This is a genomic window from Flavobacterium sp. IB48 (assembly GCF_016405855.1).
Lineage (GTDB): Bacteria > Bacteroidota > Bacteroidia > Flavobacteriales > Flavobacteriaceae > Flavobacterium > Flavobacterium ginsengisoli.
In genome coordinates, this window is the sequence record NZ_JAEFCA010000002.1 from 287,988 (window position 1) to 310,447 (window position 22,460).

Annotated in this window: 16 protein-coding genes; 10 read left to right on the forward strand and 6 right to left on the reverse strand. The window is 34.3% G+C overall.

The window, feature by feature from the left end; genetic code table 11:
• Window positions 1-188 precede the first annotated feature (188 nt).
• From JC605_RS08450 to JC605_RS08480, 7 genes are all read left to right on the forward strand, one after another.
• Window positions 189-578: a mobilization protein gene (locus JC605_RS08450; protein WP_072953467.1), complete on the forward strand. Its 390-nt coding sequence runs from the start codon at window positions 189-191 to the stop codon at window positions 576-578.
• The gene (locus tag JC605_RS08455; RefSeq protein ID WP_072953469.1) at window positions 566-1,831 is read left to right on the forward strand and encodes a relaxase/mobilization nuclease domain-containing protein; all 1,266 of its coding nucleotides are present in this window, start codon (window positions 566-568) and stop codon (window positions 1,829-1,831) included. Before JC605_RS08450 ends, JC605_RS08455 begins: the two co-directional genes overlap by 13 nt.
• A 19-nt stretch (window positions 1,832-1,850) precedes the next feature.
• A complete protein-coding gene (mobC, locus tag JC605_RS08460) occupies window positions 1,851-3,842 on the forward strand; it encodes a conjugal transfer protein MobC (RefSeq protein WP_198855764.1) in 1,992 nt (663 codons plus the stop codon).
• A gap of 175 nt (window positions 3,843-4,017) precedes the next feature.
• Complete coding sequence (locus tag JC605_RS08465; protein WP_072953473.1) at window positions 4,018-4,956, forward strand: hypothetical protein; 939 nt, start codon at window positions 4,018-4,020, stop codon at window positions 4,954-4,956.
• Window positions 4,957-4,958: 2 nt separating this feature from the next.
• On the forward strand, window positions 4,959-6,062 hold the full coding sequence (locus JC605_RS08470) for a hypothetical protein (protein ID WP_072953475.1): 1,104 nt from the start codon (window positions 4,959-4,961) through the stop codon (window positions 6,060-6,062).
• A gap of 34 nt (window positions 6,063-6,096) precedes the next feature.
• Window positions 6,097-7,794 carry a hypothetical protein gene (locus JC605_RS08475; RefSeq protein ID WP_198855765.1) on the forward strand — a complete coding sequence of 566 codons (1,698 nt, stop codon included), beginning with the start codon at window positions 6,097-6,099 and terminating at the stop codon, window positions 7,792-7,794.
• Window positions 7,775-8,803, forward strand: a complete 1,029-nt coding sequence (locus tag JC605_RS08480) for a hypothetical protein (RefSeq protein WP_072953478.1) — start codon at window positions 7,775-7,777, stop codon at window positions 8,801-8,803. Before JC605_RS08475 ends, JC605_RS08480 begins: the two co-directional genes overlap by 20 nt.
• Window positions 8,804-8,810: 7 nt before the next feature.
• Here the strand turns inward: JC605_RS08480 and JC605_RS08485 are convergent, their stop codons facing one another.
• On the reverse strand, window positions 8,811-9,848 hold the full coding sequence (locus JC605_RS08485; protein WP_072953480.1) for a hypothetical protein: 1,038 nt from the start codon (window positions 9,846-9,848) through the stop codon (window positions 8,811-8,813).
• Window positions 9,849-10,018: 170 nt separating this feature from the next.
• Here JC605_RS08485 and JC605_RS08490 point away from each other — a divergent pair, with 170 nt between their 5' ends.
• The 3 genes from JC605_RS08490 (at window position 10,019) to JC605_RS08500 (ending at window position 14,862) form a co-directional block, all read left to right on the forward strand.
• Complete coding sequence (locus JC605_RS08490) at window positions 10,019-10,309, forward strand: hypothetical protein (RefSeq protein WP_072953482.1); 291 nt, start codon at window positions 10,019-10,021, stop codon at window positions 10,307-10,309.
• Between the two features lie 311 nt (window positions 10,310-10,620).
• The gene (gene dinB / locus JC605_RS08495) at window positions 10,621-11,802 is read left to right on the forward strand and encodes a DNA polymerase IV (RefSeq protein WP_072953484.1); all 1,182 of its coding nucleotides are present in this window, start codon (window positions 10,621-10,623) and stop codon (window positions 11,800-11,802) included.
• A 3-nt stretch (window positions 11,803-11,805) separates the two neighbouring features.
• Complete coding sequence (locus JC605_RS08500; RefSeq protein WP_198855766.1) at window positions 11,806-14,862, forward strand: DNA polymerase III subunit alpha; 3,057 nt, start codon at window positions 11,806-11,808, stop codon at window positions 14,860-14,862.
• A gap of 5 nt (window positions 14,863-14,867) precedes the next feature.
• Here the strand turns inward: JC605_RS08500 and JC605_RS08505 are convergent, their stop codons facing one another.
• The 5 genes from JC605_RS08505 to JC605_RS08525 form a co-directional block, all read right to left on the reverse strand.
• Complete coding sequence (locus JC605_RS08505) at window positions 14,868-16,802, reverse strand: hypothetical protein (RefSeq protein ID WP_123887307.1); 1,935 nt, start codon at window positions 16,800-16,802, stop codon at window positions 14,868-14,870.
• A gap of 144 nt (window positions 16,803-16,946) precedes the next feature.
• Window positions 16,947-17,765: a hypothetical protein gene (locus JC605_RS08510; protein WP_072953490.1), complete on the reverse strand. Its 819-nt coding sequence runs from the start codon at window positions 17,763-17,765 to the stop codon at window positions 16,947-16,949.
• On the reverse strand, window positions 17,765-18,244 hold the full coding sequence (locus JC605_RS08515; RefSeq protein ID WP_072953492.1) for a hypothetical protein: 480 nt from the start codon (window positions 18,242-18,244) through the stop codon (window positions 17,765-17,767). The genes JC605_RS08510 and JC605_RS08515 overlap by 1 nt, the downstream gene beginning before the upstream one ends.
• Window positions 18,241-20,517 carry a UvrD-helicase domain-containing protein gene (locus JC605_RS08520; protein WP_198855767.1) on the reverse strand — a complete coding sequence of 759 codons (2,277 nt, stop codon included), beginning with the start codon at window positions 20,515-20,517 and terminating at the stop codon, window positions 18,241-18,243. Before JC605_RS08520 ends, JC605_RS08515 begins: the two co-directional genes overlap by 4 nt.
• The gene (locus JC605_RS08525) at window positions 20,504-22,321 is read right to left on the reverse strand and encodes an ATP-dependent endonuclease (protein ID WP_198855768.1); all 1,818 of its coding nucleotides are present in this window, start codon (window positions 22,319-22,321) and stop codon (window positions 20,504-20,506) included. Before JC605_RS08525 ends, JC605_RS08520 begins: the two co-directional genes overlap by 14 nt.
• Window positions 22,322-22,460 lie beyond the last annotated feature (139 nt).

Sequence of the window (22,460 nt, forward strand, 5' to 3'; positions counted from 1 at the left end):
GTTTTAAAGGTTAGTTAAATAAAACTGTTTACATAATTATTTTAAGTATCATAAAGACTGCCGTTTTTGTGCAGTCGGCCAGATGTCCGGTTGTATCACAACCGATATCTGGCTGCCTATTCGCTCGGAACTCGCTGGCAGAGACTTTTTAAGGATGAAAACTGTGTTAGAAATGAAAAGGATAAAAAATGAAAGAGAAAAACACCAACCGGACCAAATGGATTCATCTGCGTCTGACACCTGACGAAATGAAACTTTTAAAAGACAGATTTAATAAATCACTCTGTCCAAAACTTAGTGATTATGCCCGTAAAAATCTGCTTGGAAAACCTGTTATTTTAAAGTACCGCAATCAGTCCGTAGATGATTTGGCATTGGAAATCTCAAAGCTTAGAACAGAAATTAATGCTGTTGGAAACAATTATAATCAGGCAGTAAAAAAACTGCATTCGCTTCAGCAGATTTCTGAATTTCAAAACTGGATTTTGTCATCGCAGGAAGATAAAAACAAGTTGTTTGAATCAATCGAGACAATAAAAATATCCATGCACAAATTCATTGAAAAATGGTTGCCGTAATTAAAACAGGACAGTCAGTTCGTCGTGTTTTTCATTACAATGAGAACAAAGTTTCCGAGGGCACAGCAAGATGTATTGGTGCTGAAAATTACCCGGCGGACCATGATAAGATGACCTCGTCATTTAAAGTAAATTATTTGGTTCGTACACTTGAATTAAACGAAAATGTGAAGCGGGGAAGTGTGCATATTTCGCTCAATTTTCATCCATCGGAAAAAGATCTGAACGCTGAAAAATTAATGGATATTGCCCAGAACTATATGTCTGAAATCGGCTTCGAAGAGCAGCCTTATTTAGTCTATCAGCATTTCGATGCTGCGCACCCGCACATTCATATAGTTTCTGTAAAAGTAAAATCAGACGGCAAAAGAATTGATATGCAGAATATCGGAAGAAACCAGTCAGAAACTGCACGTATTAAAATCGAAAAAGACTTTAATCTCATAAAAGCACAGGGCAGGGAAAAAGAAATATATAATGAGCTCAAGCCTATTGATACAGTGGGTGTACAATATGGTAAAATACAATCAAAAAAAGCTGTTTCAAGAGTACTTGATTTTGTTCTGGACAATTATCAGTTTAAAAGTCTTGCCCAGCTAAACGCAGTGCTTAATCTTTATAATGTTTCTGCTAGTCGAGGCTCTGAAAAATCAAGGACATTTAAGGCCGGCGGTCTTATTTACAGGATAATCGACAGCAATGGAAAATATAGCGGGGTACCGATAAAAGCAAGTGATTTTAACAATAAGCCGACACTTAAATTTCTGGAGAAAAAGTTTGAAGAAAATAAACTAAAAAATAACAGACCTGGTATTCGTATTAAAAATGTCATCAGGAATATTTTCCAAGATGATAGGCCTACTCTATCCCAGCTTGAATCTGAATTGGATAAGATAGGCATCAGTATGGTAAAACGCCTTTCAGCCGAAGGATCCTTATACGGACTTACCTATGTTGACCATATTACAAAACATGTTTGTAACGGAAGTGAGCTTGGAAAAGAATTCTCTGCCGCAGCAATCTCTAAGAACTGCAGTACATCAGAAAATGAAATTAAAAACAGACCACATTCACCCGAAGTAAAAACACTTTTGGAAATACAGGAAATACTTCACTTGAAGAAAATTTCTGTAAATGGTCTGCAGGACCTCATACAAGTACTTACTGAAAAAGAATTTTACTCTGGACATATACCGAAAGAATTCAAAAGAAAAAAGAAAAACAGAAAAAGAAAAGGTCTTTCCAATAATTAATCATTTAAAATTTACAGTTATGAACACAGGGGAAAATGAACAGGCACTGAGAAAAATTTTAGATATGTCACGCCTTATCAGCATCATACTTTTAGGAATTCATTTTTATTATTACGGCTATCAAGTCTGTAAGCAGATTGGTCTTGTTTCACAATTCAGCGACAAAATTCTTGAAAATATTTATAAAGCGGGATTATTCAGTTTTTTTCACAAATCAAAACTGCTCGCGCTCCTATTTATTTTTATATCTCTTTTGGGGGCAAAAGGGAGAAAAGACGAAAAACTGAAACTTAAAACAGCTCTGCTTTTTCTCATTGCAGGAATACTTTTCTATTTTGCGAGCTGGTTTATTTTGCAGGTCCAGTACAATATAAAAATTGTTTTTCTGCTTTACGTGATAACAACATCTTTGGGCTTGCTTTTTATCATTACTGCAGGCACCTTACTTACAAGGATTATAAGGCGAAGTTTAAACTCACGTGATATTTTCAACAAGGAAAATGAGACCTTTCCACAGGAGGAAAGACTTCTTGAGAATGAGTATTCCGTTAATCTTCCAGCCCAGTATTATCTTCGTGATAAAATCCGAAAAAGCTGGATCAATATCATAAATCCTTTCAGGGGAGTTCTGGTCTGCGGATCACCAGGATCCGGAAAATCTTATTTTGTTATACGTCATATAATCACCCAGCATATCGGAAAAGGGTTTAGTATGTTTGTCTATGATTTTAAGTTTGATGACCTGACCAAAATCGTTTACAATGCCTATTTAAAAAATAGACATTTATACAAAGTGATGCCTGAATTTTATGTAATTAATTTTGATGATCTCACCCGCACACACAGGTGCAATCCCCTCGACCCTGCATCCATGACAGACATTACCGACGCGGCAGAATCTGCTCGTACAATTCTCCTAGGGCTTAACCGCGAATGGATTAAAAAACAGGGTGATTTTTTTGTTGAATCGCCAATTAATTTCCTTACCGCAGTAATCTGGTATCTCAGAAAATTCAACGATGGCGAATTCTGCACCCTGCCCCATGTGATTGAACTTATGCAGCTGGATTATAAAATCCTCTTCACCCTTCTGCGTTCTGAAAAAGAAATTGAGGTGCTTATCAATCCATTTGTCAGTGCATTTTTGAACGATGCCTCTGAGCAGCTTGAGGGACAAATTGCGTCAGCTAAAATTTCAATGGCAAGGCTTTCTTCTCCCCAGCTTTACTATGTGCTTTCCGGAAATGATTTTACACTTGACATTAATAATCCCGACGCTCCAAAAATTGTCTGCATGGGAAATAATCCACAGAAAATCCAGACCTATGGCGCTGTACTTTCGCTCTATACCAGCCGGCTGATAAAGCTTGCAAACCGTAAAGACAAATTAAAAAGTAGCCTGATTTTTGATGAGTTTCCAACCGTATACCTCAACAATATTGACAGTCTAATTGCTACTGCACGAAGCAACAAAGTAAGTACAACTTTGGGCATACAGGACTTCAGCCAGCTGAAAAAAGATTACGGCCGTGAGCAGGCAGATGTGATTATGAACATCACTGGAAATATTATTTCTGGACAGGTTACCGGAGATACCGCCAAACAGCTTTCTGAACGTTTTGGGAAAATAATGCAGGATCGCGAAAGCCTTTCTATTAATAGTTCTGATACTTCTATCAGCCGTTCCAGACAGCTCGAATCCGCTGTGCCGGCATCTAAAATAGCATCACTTAGCTCAGGCGAATTTGTAGGTATGTGTGCTGATAATCCTGATTGCAAGATTGAACTAAAAACATTCCACTGTAAAATTTTAAATGATCATAATGCGCTGCAAAAAGAGACAGACAGTTACAAAGAAATTGAGCCAATACGAATTCTTGACGGTGTACTCATCAATCGAAATTATACACAGATCAGAGAAGACATTACTGAACTGTCTGAATCTGAAATGGACCGCATTTCAGAAAGCATTCACCTAAGACACCTCATCATCAAGAAAAAGAAATCTTAAGTCACCTAAAAACCAACAGCTTATTAATTTCTGGATTTACTTTACGGAAAACCACATTGTTTTCTAAGTATAAGTTTACAAATACGTTAATAACTTTCTCACTTTAAACCTATTTCCAGTGCATAAAAATTACAATATTGGCTTAAATTAGCAGGCAAACAAAACACGTAAAAGAATGGGAGAATGGTCAAAAACAGTTGGCGAAAAAGGTGAAAAGGTAGTGGACTTTTTCTTCAAAGATATACTTGGGTATAACTCGGTAAGTTCCAATGAGACAATCGGCTGCATAAAAGGAACAAAACATAAATCCAAAACAGCAAAAGGAGATAAAACTACTCATGGCATTGATGCCCTAATAAGCGTAAAAAGTCCGCTTGAAGACAAATTATTAGATATTGTGGCTATCTCTTCGAAATATACTGCGGATGAATATCCCAAAAACCCGAAAGCTAAATTTAAAGAACATTTCGAGGACTTAGCCTTTACATTGGAATGCTTCAAAAATTCCAAATTATATGCAGAAACAAACTATAAATTTGGAGGAGTGACCAGAACCGAAATCACTGGCGTTCTAGTGTGGCTTTCAGACAAGAGTCCCAAAGACTATGAACTTATTCCTAAAATTTCAAATGTACAGATTGATACAGATCTAATCTTTGACAAAATTATAGTCATAGATAATGACAGGATTAATTTTCTATACCAGACAATATATAGGGCAAAAGAAGTTTTTGGTGTAGAAAATGTAAAATTTGTATATCACAATAGCAGTTTAAATGTCATTGGGCTAAATTCAATGAGCTACGGAGATTTCATGCCGATACAATATGTATTCTCCGATATTATCCCCTTAAGAATTGAAAAAGGATCTGATGTGGAATTCATTATCTTCTGTAAAGACGGTTTTTCCAGTGATAATCTTTCCAAACTGCTTTCTTTTGCAAACAGTTTTGATCACTTGGCCTCGGCGAAGAGGACTATCTTATCATTCCCTGATTACAATGAACTGCATCATAAAAGCATAATTGAAAGCGAGCTATTCAAATTCCCAAAATACAACTTTAATCAAAATCTGCTGGTTAATTTATATCCATCTGATTTCAGAAATAAATAAAAATGGAAAAAGATTTTTTACCGCAAGGAGACCACGTAAGACAATTGCTTGTCAACGCTACCATAACGACATCAAACATTAATAGTTTACTAAGAGATAAAGGTGTTTTTCTGGGACACATCGAGAAAAATAATTCTATTCCTCTATTAATGAAAACCCTCATAAGCCCATCAGACTTTCGAGATTTACATGAGGCCCAGAAGAAAAAAGAAGATACGATTAAATTCAGAACTGCTACAATTAAGTGTACAAGCGAAGTTGATCTTTCAAAGGTATTTTCTAATTCTGTAGACTTAGGAAGCAAAATAAAAGAGGCGCATAAATATGAACCCAATTTTAAGCTGTTAGGAACACCAACTTTTTATTTAGAAGATGATACTGCTGTTTTTGACTACAAGATTGAACGAGATAACTATCTGGAAAATTGGACCAGCAACAAAACAGAACATGCGGGAAAAGTATTCGTTAAAAAATCGAAAGGGGGAACACTTGAATTATCAGTTGAGCAAAACTCAACATCTAAGGAAACCATTCTTATAAATGAGCTAATAGTTGGGGAGGTAAAAAAACTTCTGAAAAATGAAAGTTTTATTAAACCGGATGAGGATTTTATCCGAATCAAATTTAAAGACTTTACCAATGCGCAAAGAATTCAGTTCTTTTATTCCTTTACTAAAGATTTCTGCATCTATCTAAAGTTTCTATCCATAACTGATATTGACCTTTATCTGGACGAAGACCAAGAGTCCCACAAAGACATCAAAGCATTGGTTGATGAAATTGATTCATTGAAGATTAATGGTCGAGGGCTTCAAAACAATCCTCTCCTGAAAAACAATCTTTACCATGACAAACTAATTGTTGCATCAATCTCGCTAAAATTTAGTTTTGATATCAGGGGCGTCAAAGGTAATGCCAGTTTAATAATAGCATTTCCAGATTACATCTCGAAAAAATCGGCAGATGCAGAACTTCAGATTTCTTTAAATTTTACGATTGAAAAGGAACATAAGCGCAGTACGACAGAAACGCAGTTAAGAAAAGAAATTTATGCTTTCGTCGAAAAACATAAAATAGCAAACTATACCTTATTCAAATCATCTTAAGCCATTTAATTGAACCCATTAAAAAAAAGGTAAAATGATAAATATTAACCAGCTGTTAGAATTCAAAGATGTATTTCCTGAGGAAAAGCCTCAGCAAGTTGTCAATTATTTAAAAAAAATTTCGAAAGAGACATTGCTTAAATCTATCGGTTTCTTTAATACAAAGCCTCTTCCAAATTATGATAATTTTTTCAGCAATCCTGGCATTCATAAGGAAATATCCATCAAAGTCAACAGTTATATATTTATAAACCGAATCAATAAAAAACCTCATGTCCTTAATAAAATAAGTGCCTTAAAATTTGCAGAAATTGTCTTATCCAATTCTCAAATGCTACTTGAAGACAATACCAATGATTCCCCTGATGACGACGAAGTAAATTTATTCAAAGCATTTCTCTGCATCAATACAGAAGTTATAAAAAAACAGGTGTTGGATAATGTAAATGATGAAAACTTTGAAAAAATAGTGGATTTCAGCATAATCTTTACCTTTCCCTCTGCTGATTTGGCCATTACTGAAAATGACGATTTGGAATTTTTACATTTGCTTTATGCCACTTTTTATAAGGTTGAGAGTCTTTTCGCCTTTCTTAATTCCAAACCCGAATATGCAAACATAAAAGAAGGGTTTATTAAATCTTTTAATGTTTCAACTGAAGCGGAATTTATTGATCAGATGACATTTCTCTTCGGGCAATTGATGCGTTTGAAAGGAACCAACAGCTATTTGTGGAATGTCGAAGATAAGGATGCGCAAGCATTTCTAGACTCAATGGTATCAGACGATATCGCTCCGGATGAAGATTTCACGCACATAAAAAATAGTCCGATCTATAAGGCCGGTGATAATCTTTACTCAATTGTCCATTACTTTTTCGTAGTGGATAAATTTTACAAAAGCGCAAAATTCAAACTTAAAGAATTGTATGAAAAGGATCTACCTTTAAAAGCTTCGCATGGCAACTTCTTCAGCTTTTTTAACAGTGAATTTTCTGAAAGCTTTCTAATGAAAAACATCTTGGATGAAATATTTTCACAAGAACATTTCATAAAAAAACCGCAGAGAGAAAAAGAACTTCCTGGAGAACCTGATTATTATGTTCGCCAAGACAATGAAGTTTTTATTTTCGAGAATAAGGACGTGTTAATTGCGAAAGGCATAAAAGCATCGGCCAATATAGAACAGATAAATGCTGTCCTAAAGACAAAATTTTTAGCTGACGGCACAAAGAAAGTAGGTATCGGCCAGCTCGTCACAACAATTGCTGAGATTGGCAGCGAAAAATTTAGGTTCGATGATTTTGTAAATTCAGCAAAAGCACTTACCATATACCCTATTTTACTGGTCCACGATAGAATTTTCCAAACTTTAGGAATTAACTACAGACTTAATCAATGGTTTAAGGAACAGTGCGCAAGCAGACTCGGCGGTCTGAATGAAACTTTCAATATTAAAAGTCTTACTGTTTTAGATATAGACACTTTAATTCTCTGGCTTCCCTATTTTCAGATAAAGGATGAAAATTTCAAGAAAATGCTGGACTTGCATTTAGACAAAATGAATTACACAAAGGAGGTGCGTAATGCTAAAAGCCAAGCTGAATTGCTGCATCGAGCGAATGAAAATATCACGGAACAGCTATCCCCAATTTCTAGAAGAATAATTTCCTATAAAATGGATAAAGAAAAGTTTATTGACAGATTCAGAAATGTATTTAAAAATGAATAACCCAAAGCGCATTTTAAGGATTTTTTTCGAAGGATTCTCTACAGTGGCCAAATCATACAGTAAATGCATCCTTTTGATGCGCGAATGCGATTTTTCAAAATCATACCTTTATGAAACCATTTCCAGCAGAAACTTCGTTGTGTGCTCTGAAATAATAATTGATCTTCTTATTGAATCCCGATGCGAAGAAAATGGCGGAGATTTATGGAAGGCATACCTAATTGCCAATAATGAGGGATATTCTTTTCAAAGTTTTGAAGAACCCAGATTTTCAAAACTGTATTTCTATGATATTCCCCGATTTTCTGAGTCCGATTTTGAAAACATTATTGAGCACTTTGGCGGAAGCAAAATTGCAGAAACTACATCTATGACTCCTGATTTTATACTTGGAAATATTGCAATTGAACTAAAGGACCTGCAAAAGGAAAGCCTGTTTAATGATGACAGGAGGACAAGCATTGCGAAAATCTTCAAAACTGACAGCAGATTTTCTATAAACATTAATTTTTCAAACCTTGACCCTGAATGCCAAAAAATATATAAGCGCACAATTGCAAATTCAATAAAAAATGTAATAAGCAAAGCCTCGAAACAAATAAAAGAATTTCAAAAAATTAAATCGATAGACTCTTCTGGCGTATTTATACTTAATACCGGCTATTTTAGCCTCGATCATAGCCTGCTCAAAGAAATTGTTCAAGAAACAATTTCAAAAGACACAAAAACTATTAAATTTGCCTATATTTTCACGCAAAGCGTTTATCATAATGCCGTAGGAGATTTGCAGACAGATTATAAACAGGATTTAATCGGCATAATGCCAGATAAGCTTGACGGTATATACGAGGCATGTCTTAAGATTATTAATCAAAAAATGTCAAGCATATTTCAGGCAGCTAAAAACAGCAGCCCTACGGCAAGTCCGCAATATCCAATATCTTTCTTTGCCGACAATAAAATCTTTTATTGGACACCTCCCCGCATTGAACCATCCATAAAAATATGAAAAAGAATTACTCATTGGAAAGAAATTCCCCCCTCTCGTTAAAAAGAAAACTATAATGCCCCATCTTTATCTCTTGCAGAACTTTTAGATTATGGTCGTTAAGCTCTACTTTAATTGAAATATAGTGATGGAGTAAAAATGATCGATCCTCAATAACAGTCTGCTCCTCTTTAAGTTCCCATAAAGGCGGAAGCTGCGCAAAAATTGTATATTTTCCTTCACCATTATCTCTAATTAGAGATTTAAAAGCAGGTCTGTTTTTTAAATTAATATTTATAGCATTTAAATGTGCGATAATTTCACGAATCTGGTAACTATTAAGGGAGCCTTTTAATTTCCTGAGATCGTTCCACACATTCAAAGAACCGCGACAGTCGTCTATTACTATAATCATACAGAAACTGCCTATACGTATCATCGCAACCTTACCGTAAGGTGTATCAATATAGTCAAATAAATTATCATGCTCAAAATCTGCGATAGGAAAAATAAGCATTGTACCGTAGACTTCAGGTGAAATTTCAGCTCCCGTATAAAAGCTTCTAATTAGACAATGGATATGGTGCATATCCTCCCAGTAGTGATGGTCCCCAATTTTACCATCGTTAAATCTTTTATCGCGATTCATTTCCAACGTTCTATCCTTCAAATGCGTTTTAAAAAAAATCAAAGCAAGCCAATTGAATAAAAGGGCGGCCTTTTCCCGATCATCAGATAGCTCTTTTCGTATATCTACAAAATCTTTTTTAAGTAGTTCACTTATTGGAACTTCAAATGTCTCCCCTAACTTGGAATTGCAATCTTTACAACAGGGTATTTTATACTGCCCGTAATTGAATTTAGTGCCGTTTGGAAGGGTAATTCTTTTTTTGTGCAGTCCAAATCTATGCAATACCCAGTTGGGAATGATATGTTCATCATTAAACTCTTTTGAAGACGCTTCTGCTCCACAAATGAAACAGCAATTTCCTTCTACTATTTTTGCCTTAAAATCCTCGAAGGAAAAAAAGATAGTTTTCTCTTCAGTGTTTATTACTGTTTTCATTAAATTAATTAATTATGCTGATTTCTTTTTAGAAATAAATATTGGCAATTGTACAAAATTTAACTCATTTTTCTCACAGTCAAGGAATACTTTATTTATATGTTTTTCTATTCCAACCTGAAAGCTCCAAAGTTTGCCTAGTGTCCGGCTTTTGTCTAATTTTGGTCCCTATGAATCATGAAGAAATTAAACGTTATTTTGAGGCCAGTCCTCCGCCGAAAGAAGTCCAATTGACACCGTGGGCCAACATTACCGATACCCAGGTTTTTCTAAAGAGCTGCTACAGCACTATCAGAAACTTTAACGGACCGGTGGACCGATGTCCGGCATGGTGGCACCTTAGGGATTTTTATATTCTCATGAAAAAATCCGCCCAGAAGGCTACTGTGGAAAAAATAGAGGAAACCCCATTTGAAGAAATCTCAGGTGAAGAATCTTCAGAAACTGAAACCGCTGTTTAAAATTATTTATTAAGAGACTACCGAATAAAAGACAGCCCCGCATTATTGCTGCGGGGCTGTCTTTTATTTATCTGATTTATAACTCCAAAACAGCAGCATTTAAATTCTATTTAAGGATTGTATTAAAAAATAACTTCATAAAAAATGACGATGCGTAAATTCTGAATAAACGATTTCCGGCTTAAAAAAGCACTCTTTTCAAATCCCTGAAAAATAAGGATTTTAGAATTTTGTTATTATTTATAACATTAAAATAAAAAAATTTGATACAATCTGTTACTAATTTTGATTTGTATAAAAATGAACAGATGATGAGCAGAGCAATTGTACATATCGACATGAACACGTTTTTCGTATCCTGCGAAAGACTCACCAATTCCGAACTTAACGGGATACCGCTGATCATCGGCGGTGGGGAAAGAGGCGTAGTGGCTTCGTGTTCGTACGAGGCCAGAAAATTCGGTGTTCGGTCCGCCATGCCCATCCACATGGCAATGAAACTTTGCCCGCAGGCCAAAATAATGAAAGGGGACATGGAACTGTATTCCCGCCTGTCCCATGACATTACCGAAATTATTCAGGAAAAAGCGCCGGTGGTGGAAAAAGCCAGCATCGATGAATTTTATCTCGACATTACCGGTATGGACAAGTTCTACGGCAGCTACAAATGGACTGATGAACTTGCCAAGCGGATTACCACACAAACAGGTCTGCCCCTCACCTTTGCACTTTCTGTCAATAAGACCGTATCGAAAATCGGAACGGGCGAAGGCAAACAGAAACAGAACCTGGAGATTCCCGAGCATCTGGTACAGCAGTTTTTAAACCCGCTTTCCATCCGCAAAATTCCGATGGTTGGGGAACAAACCTTTCAGACGCTCTCGCGGATCGGAATCCGAACCATCCGCACGCTTTCAGAAATGCCTTCTGATGTGCTTCAGCAGATGATCGGCAAAAATGGCATAGAACTCTGGAAAAAAGCCAATGGCATCGACAACAATCCAGTGGAACCTTATACAGAAAGAAAGTCCATTTCAACCGAGCATACCTTTACGCAGGACACAATTGACATTCCTAAACTCAACAGGATACTTTTGGGAATGGTGGAAAAATTGGCTTTTCAGCTTCGCTCCGAAGAATGGCTTACCTCAACGGTAACGGTTAAAATCAGATATGCCAATTTTGATACTGAAACAAAGCAGTGCCGGGTGCAATATACCTCAGCCGATCATATCCTTACCAAGACCGTTCAGGAACTTTTCGATAAGCTCTACCAGCGTCGTATGCGTCTTCGCCTTATAGGAGTGCGTTTCAGCGGACTTGTAAGGGGTACTTATCAGATCGATCTCTTTCACGATACTGAAGAAATGCTGGCCTTATATCAGGCTATGGACCGAATGAAAAGCCGTTATGGTTTTGATGCCGTAATGCGGTGCGCTGGTGCTTCTTTCAAACCCAATACTAAAAATGAAATTTTAAAACGTAAACCATAAGTCATGTACCTTAACTGTCATTCCTTCCACTCCTTGCGTTACGGCACGATTCCTTTGGAAGAATTGGTCGAGCAGGCAGTTTCCTTCGGTGTTAAAGCTATGGCTCTTACTGATGTAAATACTGTTACAGGAATTTATGATTTTATTAAATCCTGCCAGCAGGCAGGAATCAAACCTTTGATAGGAATGGAATTCCGTTGGGGATTTTCGTTGTGCTATGTTGGACTTGCTAAAAATGCAGCAGGTCTGGCGGAAATGAACCGTTTTCTGACCCGCCATAATTTTGACAATACACCCCTTCCTTTTCCAGCACCTGAATTTAAGGATGTATTTATAATTTATACTACTGAAAATCTGCCAGACGTTTTAAAAGAAAATGAATATATTGGCATTCGTCCTGAAGAATTGCAGAAACTGATTTTGACTGACCTCAAAAACAGGATTGGTAAAATGGTGGTGCTCCAGCCGGTCACATTCCGTACCAGGACAGAATATAATCTGCACAGAATTCTTTGCGCAGTTGACCGCAATATAATTCTTTCAAGACTCTCACCTGATGACCACTGCCGGGAATCTGAGGTAATGATTGCCTCTGATACTTTAGCTTCTTATTATGAAAATTACCCGCAGATCATCTCAAATACAGAGAAAATTATAGAACAGTGCAATTTTGAGTTTGATTTTAAAACACCCAAAAATAAAAAGTATTACACCAGCAGTAAAAAGGATGATATGAAGCTGCTTAACACTCTCGCTGAGCAGGGCCTTGTATGGCGCTACGGCAGAAATAACATTAAAGCAGAAGCAAGAATGAAAAAAGAATTGACTGTAATTGACCAGCTTAAATTCAGTGGTTATTTTTTAATTACTTGGGATATTATCCGCTACAGCAATTCTCAGGGATTTATGCATATCGGAAGAGGAAGCGGTGCAAACAGCATTATTGCTTACTGCCTTGGGATTACTGACATCTGCCCTCTGGAACTGGATCTTTATTTTGAGCGTTTCCTGAACCTTAACCGCAAAAGCCCTCCTGATTTTGACATTGACTGGTCATGGAAAGAACGTGATACCATACTGGAATATATTTTCTCACGTTATGGCTCTGATCACGTCGCCTTTTGTGGTACAAACGTGGAATTCAAATACCGGTCAATCTTTAGAGAGGTCGGCAAAGTTTTCGGTCTTCCGAAGGAAGAGCTGGATGCACTCGCTAAAAACCCTATGGATCTGCACCCTACAAATAAAGTAGTCCGACAAGTGCAGCAGTATGGTATGCTGTTGGAAAAATACCCCAACCAGAGAAGCATGCACTCCTGCGGGATATTGATATCTGAAGAACCTATTACCAATTATACGCCTCTTGAAATGCCTCCCAAAGGTTTTCCTATTGTGCTTTTTGATATGCATACCGCTGAGGACATTGGACTTGAGAAATTTGATATTCTATCCCAGCGTGGTATTGGGCATATTGACGATACGGTAAAACTTATAGAGAAAAACAAAGGTATCCGTCTGAATATCCGTGATACATCCATTTCGAAAAACGAAAAGAGCTGCAATGATTTTTTAGGTATCGGAAGAACTATAGGATGTTTTTACATCGAAAGTCCTGCAATGAGAGGGCTGCTTAGAAGACTTAAATGTGACAATTACAAAACCCTTGTAGCTGCATCGTCAATCATACGTCCTGGTGTTGCCCAGTCCGGTATGATGAAAGAATATATTTTCCGTCATAATAATCCGTCGCGTTTCGAATATTTCCATTCTGTTTTTGAAGAGCAATTGGGAGAAACCTATGGCATTATGGTCTATCAGGAGGATGTTATCAAAATTGCACTTCATTACGGAGGTCTTCCCGCGGCTGACGGCGATATACTGCGCCGTGCTATGTCTGGAAAAGGACGCTCCAAAGCTGCGCTTCAGAAAGTCAAAGATAATTTCTTTGAATGCTGCCAGCGTCAAGGACATCCTTTGAAACTCAGCGAGGAAATATACCGCCAGATTGAGTCTTTTGCCGGATACTCATTCTGCAAGGCACACTCTGCATCTTACGCTGTAGAAAGCTATCAGAGCCTTTACCTCAAAGTGCATTATCCCGTAGAATTTATGACTGCAGTAATAAATAATCAGGGTGGTTTTTACCGTACCGAGGTTTATGTCCATGAAGCAAAGATGTCTGGAGCAATAATTCATAATCCTTGCGTAAATAAGAGTGAGTATGAAACCACACTTTACGGCAGTCATATCTATCTGGGTTTTATGCATCTTCAGGGGCTTGAAGCCAAAATTGCCGTTTTCATTCAGCAGGAAAGAGAAAAAAATGGGGATTACCTTTCATTAGAAGATTTTATAAACCGTGTTCCTGTCGGTATTGAAGGACTCCAGATTTTAATTTTTATTGGTGCACTGCGCTTTACAGGAAAAACAAAAAACCAGTTGTTGATAACAGCAAGGCTGATAATGGTCAATTTTAAACCCGAAAACAGAAATTTAATGCTGCTTCAGGAGCCTATAAAGAAATTTGAGCTTCCGGTTCTGGAGCGCTCCCCTTTTGAAGATGCCTTCGATGAAATAGAGCTCTTAAGTTTTCCTGTATCCTGCTCCCCTTTTGATTTATTGCAGACAAAATTCAGAGGTGATGTAATGGCAAAGGATTTATTGATGTATCATAAGAAAACTGTCCGTATGCTCGCCTATCTCATCTCACGCAAGCACGTCCCTACAAAGATGGGGGCTATGTATTTCGGAACTTGGATTGATGCCGATGGAGAATTTTTCGATACTGTACATTTTACAGACAGTCTTGCGAAATATCCATTTCAGGGAGGAGGCTGTTATTTATTATTAGGGAATGTTGAGATAGATTATCACTTCCCTACTATTACTGTAACCAAAATGGCAAAAATGCCCTTTATTGCTGACCCCAGATATTCAAATACCAATGACAGACAATATAAAGTGCATGAGCAGATTCGTGAAGATGTAAGTATGACGCATCGTAAACCTTATCCACAGGAACATGAGATTAATCTGCCGAGAAATAAAATGAAAAATTAACGTTATTAAGCATTTATCAGGTTCAAAGTTTTTGCATGCGCTTCGACCCTTAAATCATCTTCTATTTTTAAAATGAGCAAAACCATTAATTTAAGCAGTATGCGATAGTCATTTTTTTGCTCCTCCTCATCATGGCTGTTTGTCGCATGTACATACTTATTTCGAAGCCAAAGACCATTAGAGAACCGGTTATTTAAATAGTAATTGAAAAAATCACGCTCAGCTTTAGTGAATAATGCTCCAGAAAAAGCAACAATTTTTAGCTTTTCCATTCTATCTATTTCTTTTCTGATATAATCAGGAAAGTGATAATAGTTTATAACATCGTTATTGTCCAGAATTCCTAGAACAATAAAAAAAGTGTAATTTTTAGGTTTTACCACACCATTTAAATCAGCTATCAGATAGTCATCAGCAATGAATTTATCTATAACTTCTTTTTCATAACTGTCAAAATTTTTTATCATCATATTTTCTGAAATAATCAATTCATAGAAACAGCTGTATTTTTTACCATATTTTTGATAATCAAAAAGAATACTGCTTGTATTAAAAAAATAATTTCTAAGTTTTGAATATTCATTTCCTTCAGGGTATACATATTTTTTCTTTACCCGCGAAGGTATCTTTTCAAAACCAGAAGTTTTGGTAGTAACCTGTAAAAGCTCATAGTCAATACTACCTTCAAGAACAAACAACCGGTATTGCTCAATTAAAGACTCAAACTCAGGCACTATCAACCTGATCTTTTCCAGTGGAGTGCTTATTGAATTGGGAAGGTATAATCTAAAAGTATCCACTTCAAACTTTGAATTAAGATAATCATTTACAAAGTATTGAAGAACATCTTCTATACGTATATCAATGGATTCCAAGAAATATCTATAAAGCTCAAATTTCAATTCTCCTGTTAATGTTCTGTCACGAAAATCAAAACTTATTAGAAATTCATTTTTAGATTTCATAAAAATCCTATCGAATGTATCAATTCTTGACGATTTAATTACCATATCAATACACCCCTGAAAATCAATAAAACCAAATATGTTTCTGTAATTCTTGAAAAGATCCTCCTTACCTGTTTTTTCCCTTAATTTCTTAACACTGTAAGAGTAAATCTGTCTTTCTCCTTCCATGATTATCTTTTCTATTTCAAGCTGATCTTCGCTAAGACATGCTCCTTTTGCAACTGTCGTAACATGAGCCTTTTTAAAGTGTTCAGCATTAAGTTTTTTTGAGAGCCTTTTTGCTTTAAGCCTTAATTTGTCACTTATTTTAAGAAATTCAGAATCTTTACTGCTTTCAACCAGACGGACATAATTTAGATTTACATCTTCTATATCCAGATACTTGTCTATTAAAAGCTCCCGATCGTGAAGACTGAAGGATTTGGGAAAATATTTTTCCTTCTGCTCACGGTCATGCTCCTGTTCGTAATAACTTAAAAGATTTTCAGCATTTTTTTCATCAGCTAGCAGATAAGCTTTTATTTCTGGCTCAAAAAATGCTACGATTCTGCTACAGTAAAGAATATCATTGATATCAAATCTTCTTTTCTTAAACAAGGTTAGAAGATCAGCTGTCGTAATTTTTTCATAAATCTTAAACTTGTTAACAAGCATCCAGAATGATTCATGATAATCATATTTAATATCATCATAAAATGAAACAATCAATTCTGATGTAAGGCCTGTAAAATAAAGATTGATTTGCTTTTTAAATTCCTTAATCAGTTTTTTGTACATTTCTGTCTTCTTATCATCCCAATCTTTATGAAAAAATCCATTATCAATATATTCACAGATATGCTGAAGTTCAAGTACATCATTTATAGTATAAAGTGATTTAATATGTCTTCCATTTTCAAGAAATTCATTTATTTTGCCCATCATGGGATAAGATGCAAGGTCTTCTCTTGAAAAAAATATTATTCGTTCCATAAAATTGAATCTTATTATTATATTAATGGTATTGCTGGACAACATTTTCGTATTCAGTTTAGTAAAGTACGAAGATTTTATATTTTTTTTCAGAAAAAACAAATTAAAAGAGCTTTCAAAATCATAAGTTTAATTAAAAAAACATTAAAAAGGCAGGTCAATTTCATCAATTACTGCATCAGTAGAAAGACTGCTAAATATTTTAGGGTTTAATGATCCTATTTTATTTATATTAACTGAATTATACGCAGTGAAATTTATTAACCCGTTTTCAAAGAGATCAAAAAACAAATTAACACCGTATCTTTTTTCAAGGCTATGTTTTATTTTATCTGTATGAATATTTCCTTTTCCTGAAATCATTAAAGAAGGCGACAAATGCTTAGGGGCTTCAATATGCCATCCCTTTGATAGTGAATGGGATTTTAGTTCGTTGAATAGTCCTATAAAATTAAAAAGCAGTTCTGGAAAAGGAGTAAAGTTCTTAACTTCACAGAAAGTCTGGAGATCTTTATTCGCTACGTAACAAAACTTCTTTGTAGAATTTTTTACCAGATAATGGTCATTCTCTGAAATTATTGAATCTTTATTTATTACCGAAATATCAGGAGTAAGATATATGTCATCCTGAAAGCCAGACTGAACGGTTAAATTATGGTGAATTTCAAAACAAATCTTCATCTGAAAATTTTCATTATCTACAGGACAAGATATTTCAAAAAATGAAAAATTTTCGGGATAACCGTTGGGCGAAAGTTTATACTTAAACTTTCTTGCGATAAGATTTTTTACTTTAAGTTCAAAACCATGATTCTGGTAGTACCTTACAATATAATTGTAACAGCTCATTTCAAAATAGTCACTTATCCTGCTACCCTGATTAGAAATGAAAGTTTTATTTCTTCTTAAAAAATCATTTATTTCATTCTCAAAATCTTCTACTTTTTTAAATGGATTTGGCATTATTCTATTTTGTTGTTATCATCTTCAGCATTATTGTGAGTATTGTTCGCTTCATTGTTGTCAAGGTGCCATTTTAAATTCTTTATTTTTCTCAATAAGTCTTTCGTTTCTACAGTAGTTAAAATATCATGTGTGAGGGAATATTTTTCCAGCAATACATTAAAATTTATCACTATTGCAGCGATACGATTCTTCTCTGCTTCTGTTAATTTATAAGTCCCTATTTTTATTGCGTCCGCTTCACTGTTCCTGAAAACAGTCCCTGCAAATTTGACAGCGCCGTCCATATTTGAAATTACCCTTTTATAAAATATTGCCAATGCAACTACTAATTCGATGGTTTTTGAGAAAGAAATAAGATTTTTATACGCATCTCTGTTCTGGAGTATAAAGTTAATCTCCCGCATTCTATTATAGTATTCATTATACATCGGATTGGATATTTCTCTTGGCAATCTGCTGCAAAATTTTTCAATCATATTCTATCTATATCAATTAAATCATCGATTATAACCCAACCAGCTTCTTTAATTTTATCAATATCATTTTTTATATTTTCCTTTAAAACTGCAAAGCATAATAAATGAGTTGGCCTTGAAAAACCAACATACATCATTTTTAATGCCTGTTTAGCTCTGCTATCTTTACCAACCCGATAAGAATGAAACTCATTAAATAATGGATTTGGCAATAATTCTTCTTTTTTAGCTTTTGTAGCCAATTTTGAAGCAACCTTTAACCTTTGTGTCTCATATTCATGATATGATGATTCAATGTACATTGTTGCACAATGAGTCTGTCCTTTTACTGCGTGGATTGAAGACAAATTAAATTCATTAATTGAATTTTTATTAGATTTTACTAAATAATCACCCTGCCCAATTACATGCTTTGTTTCAATAAACTCTTTTGACTTAAGAATCGATCTTGACTTACTAGTATCGAAGTTATCCCAATTTAATTTTATAAATTCAGATTCTATAAACTTTTTAATTTCTTGATACACTAAATCAATGTCATTATTCGAAACAATTTTAAAGCACCATAAATATAAATTTGATTTAAACCTATTATAATATTCATCGCCCTGACTTTTCATAAAGTCTATAATATTAGACTTTCTAAAATATCTTTTCTTCTCAAAGTCAATATAAATTCCTTCTAACCTTAATATTCTTGAAAATGCATTCAAAATGGATTTTCTTATAGCCTCCATGGTTAACTTTTCTCTGTCAAAGAGCGTCAAGTGCTTATACAAAGAATCAAAATCTTCTTTCTTTTGCTTTGTTTCTTTTGAATAATTTGGAAAAATATCTTTAAGTCTAATTTTCTCATTTCCGATATTTTGTTCATCATTATTCCATTCTGTACTCCAACTAATTATATGGTAACCATTCTTTGATGCACTTGAAGTTTCATTAAGTTTAAAATCTTTAATTAGCTGTGCAAATCTATCTTCAAGTTTATCTTTTGATTCGTTATTAAAAATTATCAAGTGCGGTTTGATTGGAGTATTTAATTTAGCCAATCCGTTAACAACAAATTTTTTAGTTCCATCTTTATCTGTATGTGGATCTAATGTATAATAATTAACAATATTGGCTATCTCTTCCGTTAAACGATTAGATCCAGTTAAATAAATCGGATTCCTGGGAATCCAATCACAATTATCTTTTATTATCTTACCTGAGCTATATATGGATTGATTAATATCCCCAATTCTTTGGATTACAGTATTTGAGCTCTCAGAAAAAAATATGCTGTCTATTAAATCAATTTGGTATCTTTCTAGATCCTGCATTTCGTCTATAAAAACATACTTAAAACGCAATTGAAGTATTTCTTTTATCTGAGGGTTCTTATGAATATACCATTCTGCAAAAGAAAATGAATCTTTATATCTCAAAGAACCTTCTCTATAAAGTATTTCAAATAATTCAAGTAAAATTTTACCTGAATCTGTATTAAATCCTAAAGAAGTATTTTCGTAAATAAACTTTTCTTCAAGAAAATTTAATCTATAAATTAATCCTCTTGAATGTTTTTCTAAATTAACTGAGTCTAATGCTTTCTTATTTACACTAACGATTATACTTTTTAGTGCCTCAGAGATTTGATCGTTATGCGCAATATCCTTGCATTTTTTATAAATCAGAACATTTTTATTAGTTAAAATATTAATAGATTTAAGATTTTTTATTATCTCAAGAGCCTCTTTCTTTTCAATATGAAGTTCGTTTATTAATAAATTTGTGCTTATTAATGCTTCTCTAGAATATATTTGATTAAAGAAATTACCATATAAAGTATTTTTAAAAGGCAATTTTTTTGATAAACTAATTAGTTTATCTGAAGGAATATCATCTTCATTTTTCCTTATGTATGAACCATACTTCTCAAAACAAGCTTGATTTGCTAAAAATCGGTTCGTAAAACTTTGCACAGTACCTATAAAATTGGGATATTCGAAGAGTTGATGACAGTCTTTTTTAAGTTTTTTTTCAATCTCATATACGGCTTGATTGGTATGTGCTAGAACTAGAATCCCTGAACCGTCTACAAAAGGCATATTTTGAGCTATACAATACAGTTTTGCCATTAAAGCTGTAGTTTTGCCACTGCCGGGAACTGCTAGTAAATCACATGTAGTAAAATTTTTTATAAATGGAATTCTCTCTTCATCATCAAAATCATTACCATCAATAAAAATATCTTGCGCTAATTTAATATGCTCATCTTTAACTTTTACCATAACTGCATGCATGTTTAATAGCGTCAATTAAGTATTTCAAATATTCGTCAGTTTCATTAATGGCTAAATGTTTTTGTTTAATTATTCCATTAGCTAATTCAGATGCAATTTTCACCTTTTCAATTCCACTTGTACTATCTTCTTTTTTTAATTTTGAAATTAATTTATCTTGAAATTCAGACTTAAATATTCCATTTTTATCTTTTCTAAATTCTTCAGTTCCCGAATGAACAAGACTGACAGCCTCCTTGAAAAGTTCTGATAAAGTAGATGATTTAAACAAACACCATTCTAAGGTCCATTCTTTTGCCAACTCCAAAGTTATGTTGGTCTTCTCTAATTCACTTTTCAATAAAACTAAATTTTGATTTTTTGTTTGCACTCTTTTATTTTCTTCATTGATAGGCTTGAAAACTCCTTTTCCATCCGGTCTATTATCTAAATCTGTTACAATAGCAACTGGCACTTTCATTTCTTTATCATCCTTTCTTAAAAATATTTTCGCAAAATGTAAATAAGCAGTTGAAGCTACGTTAACAAACGAAACTTCTCTTGCTGTCAAGTCATATCCCATTTTCTGTGCAAGCGCCGGTATCAAAATTTCTTCCGACCAGCCTTCCACTAAGATGACTCCTTTTGCAAAAAACAGATTTGATTTAGTAGTATCTAAAAACCTTTCTAAATACTTATAATTATCTTTTCCTAGCTTAGTGTAATTATCTGCCAGAGGAAAAACAGTATTATCTTTACATATTATTAATGACTTTAAATGAAGCTTTGACGCTATATTTGGACTGTGAGTAGTCAAGATAAATTGAATTCCATTATCAGCTTCTTCACTTAAAGCCTCAATAATTTTCATTTGTGCCTGTGGATGAAGATGAGCTTCAAGTTCTTCAATCAAACATAATTTCAAACCCTCCCATTCACGTTTCAAATGTAATAACTCTGCCGCCATAAAAAGTCTATTCATACTCCCTAAGCCAAGATTATTTCTATCTACAATACCTAGATTAAGTTTCTCTAATATATTCTTAATCTCAGGCTTCCCTAATGAAAACAAAGAAATAGTTTTATCATCAATAAATTTTTCTAAAAAATTATCAATTGTTGCCTTTATCTGTAAGTTATACTTTTTATCACTATCTGTTCCCTTGAAACGATTTTCAATCTTCTTATTAATTTCTTTGAAATCAGTTTCAAACTCATGGTCAATTCCTTTTTCTTTATAAAACAGTTTATGCTTTTGCAATATTTCAGAAAGTCTTGAATTCTTTTTGGCGGTCAATTCACTATCTGCATCTCGTAAAGCTTTTAAATATGTACATTTTAAGTATTCTCTGGCTTCGGCATTTAGCAAATTACCTATACCATCCATTCCCGCTTTCACATCTGATGGAATTACTCTATTATCTCTAACTTCCGCTTGATAATTTAGAATAAGTTTTGGTCTTATCTGCTTAACCATTTTACCGTTAATATCTACTTCTTCTTCTCCCCAGCCAGACCATTCTATAAAATGTTTTCCTTCCTTATCAGAAATACCGGAAAAATGGATTTCAATTTTTAATTTATCAGTCCCTTGATAAAAATCGCTATCCTCAACCTTTATCCATTCATATGCATGAGTTTTTAAAACCAGTTTAATTGCATCTAAAATGGTAGATTTACCAGAATCATTCTCTCCGATTAAAACATTTAAACCTTTATTTAATGAAACCACTAAGTCTGCTTCTCTATTTAAATCAGAAGATTTTGTTCCGTACTTTCTAAAATTCCATAATTTTATTTCACTTATAAACATTTATATTTCTAGATTAGATTATAAATTACCTGTTTCCACTACAATTCTGAGCAAAACAGAACGTCTACACAAATATGAATTATTATTTTAATTCCTCTTTACGGAAAACCGTATTATAGAACAAAATTCAGCATATCCA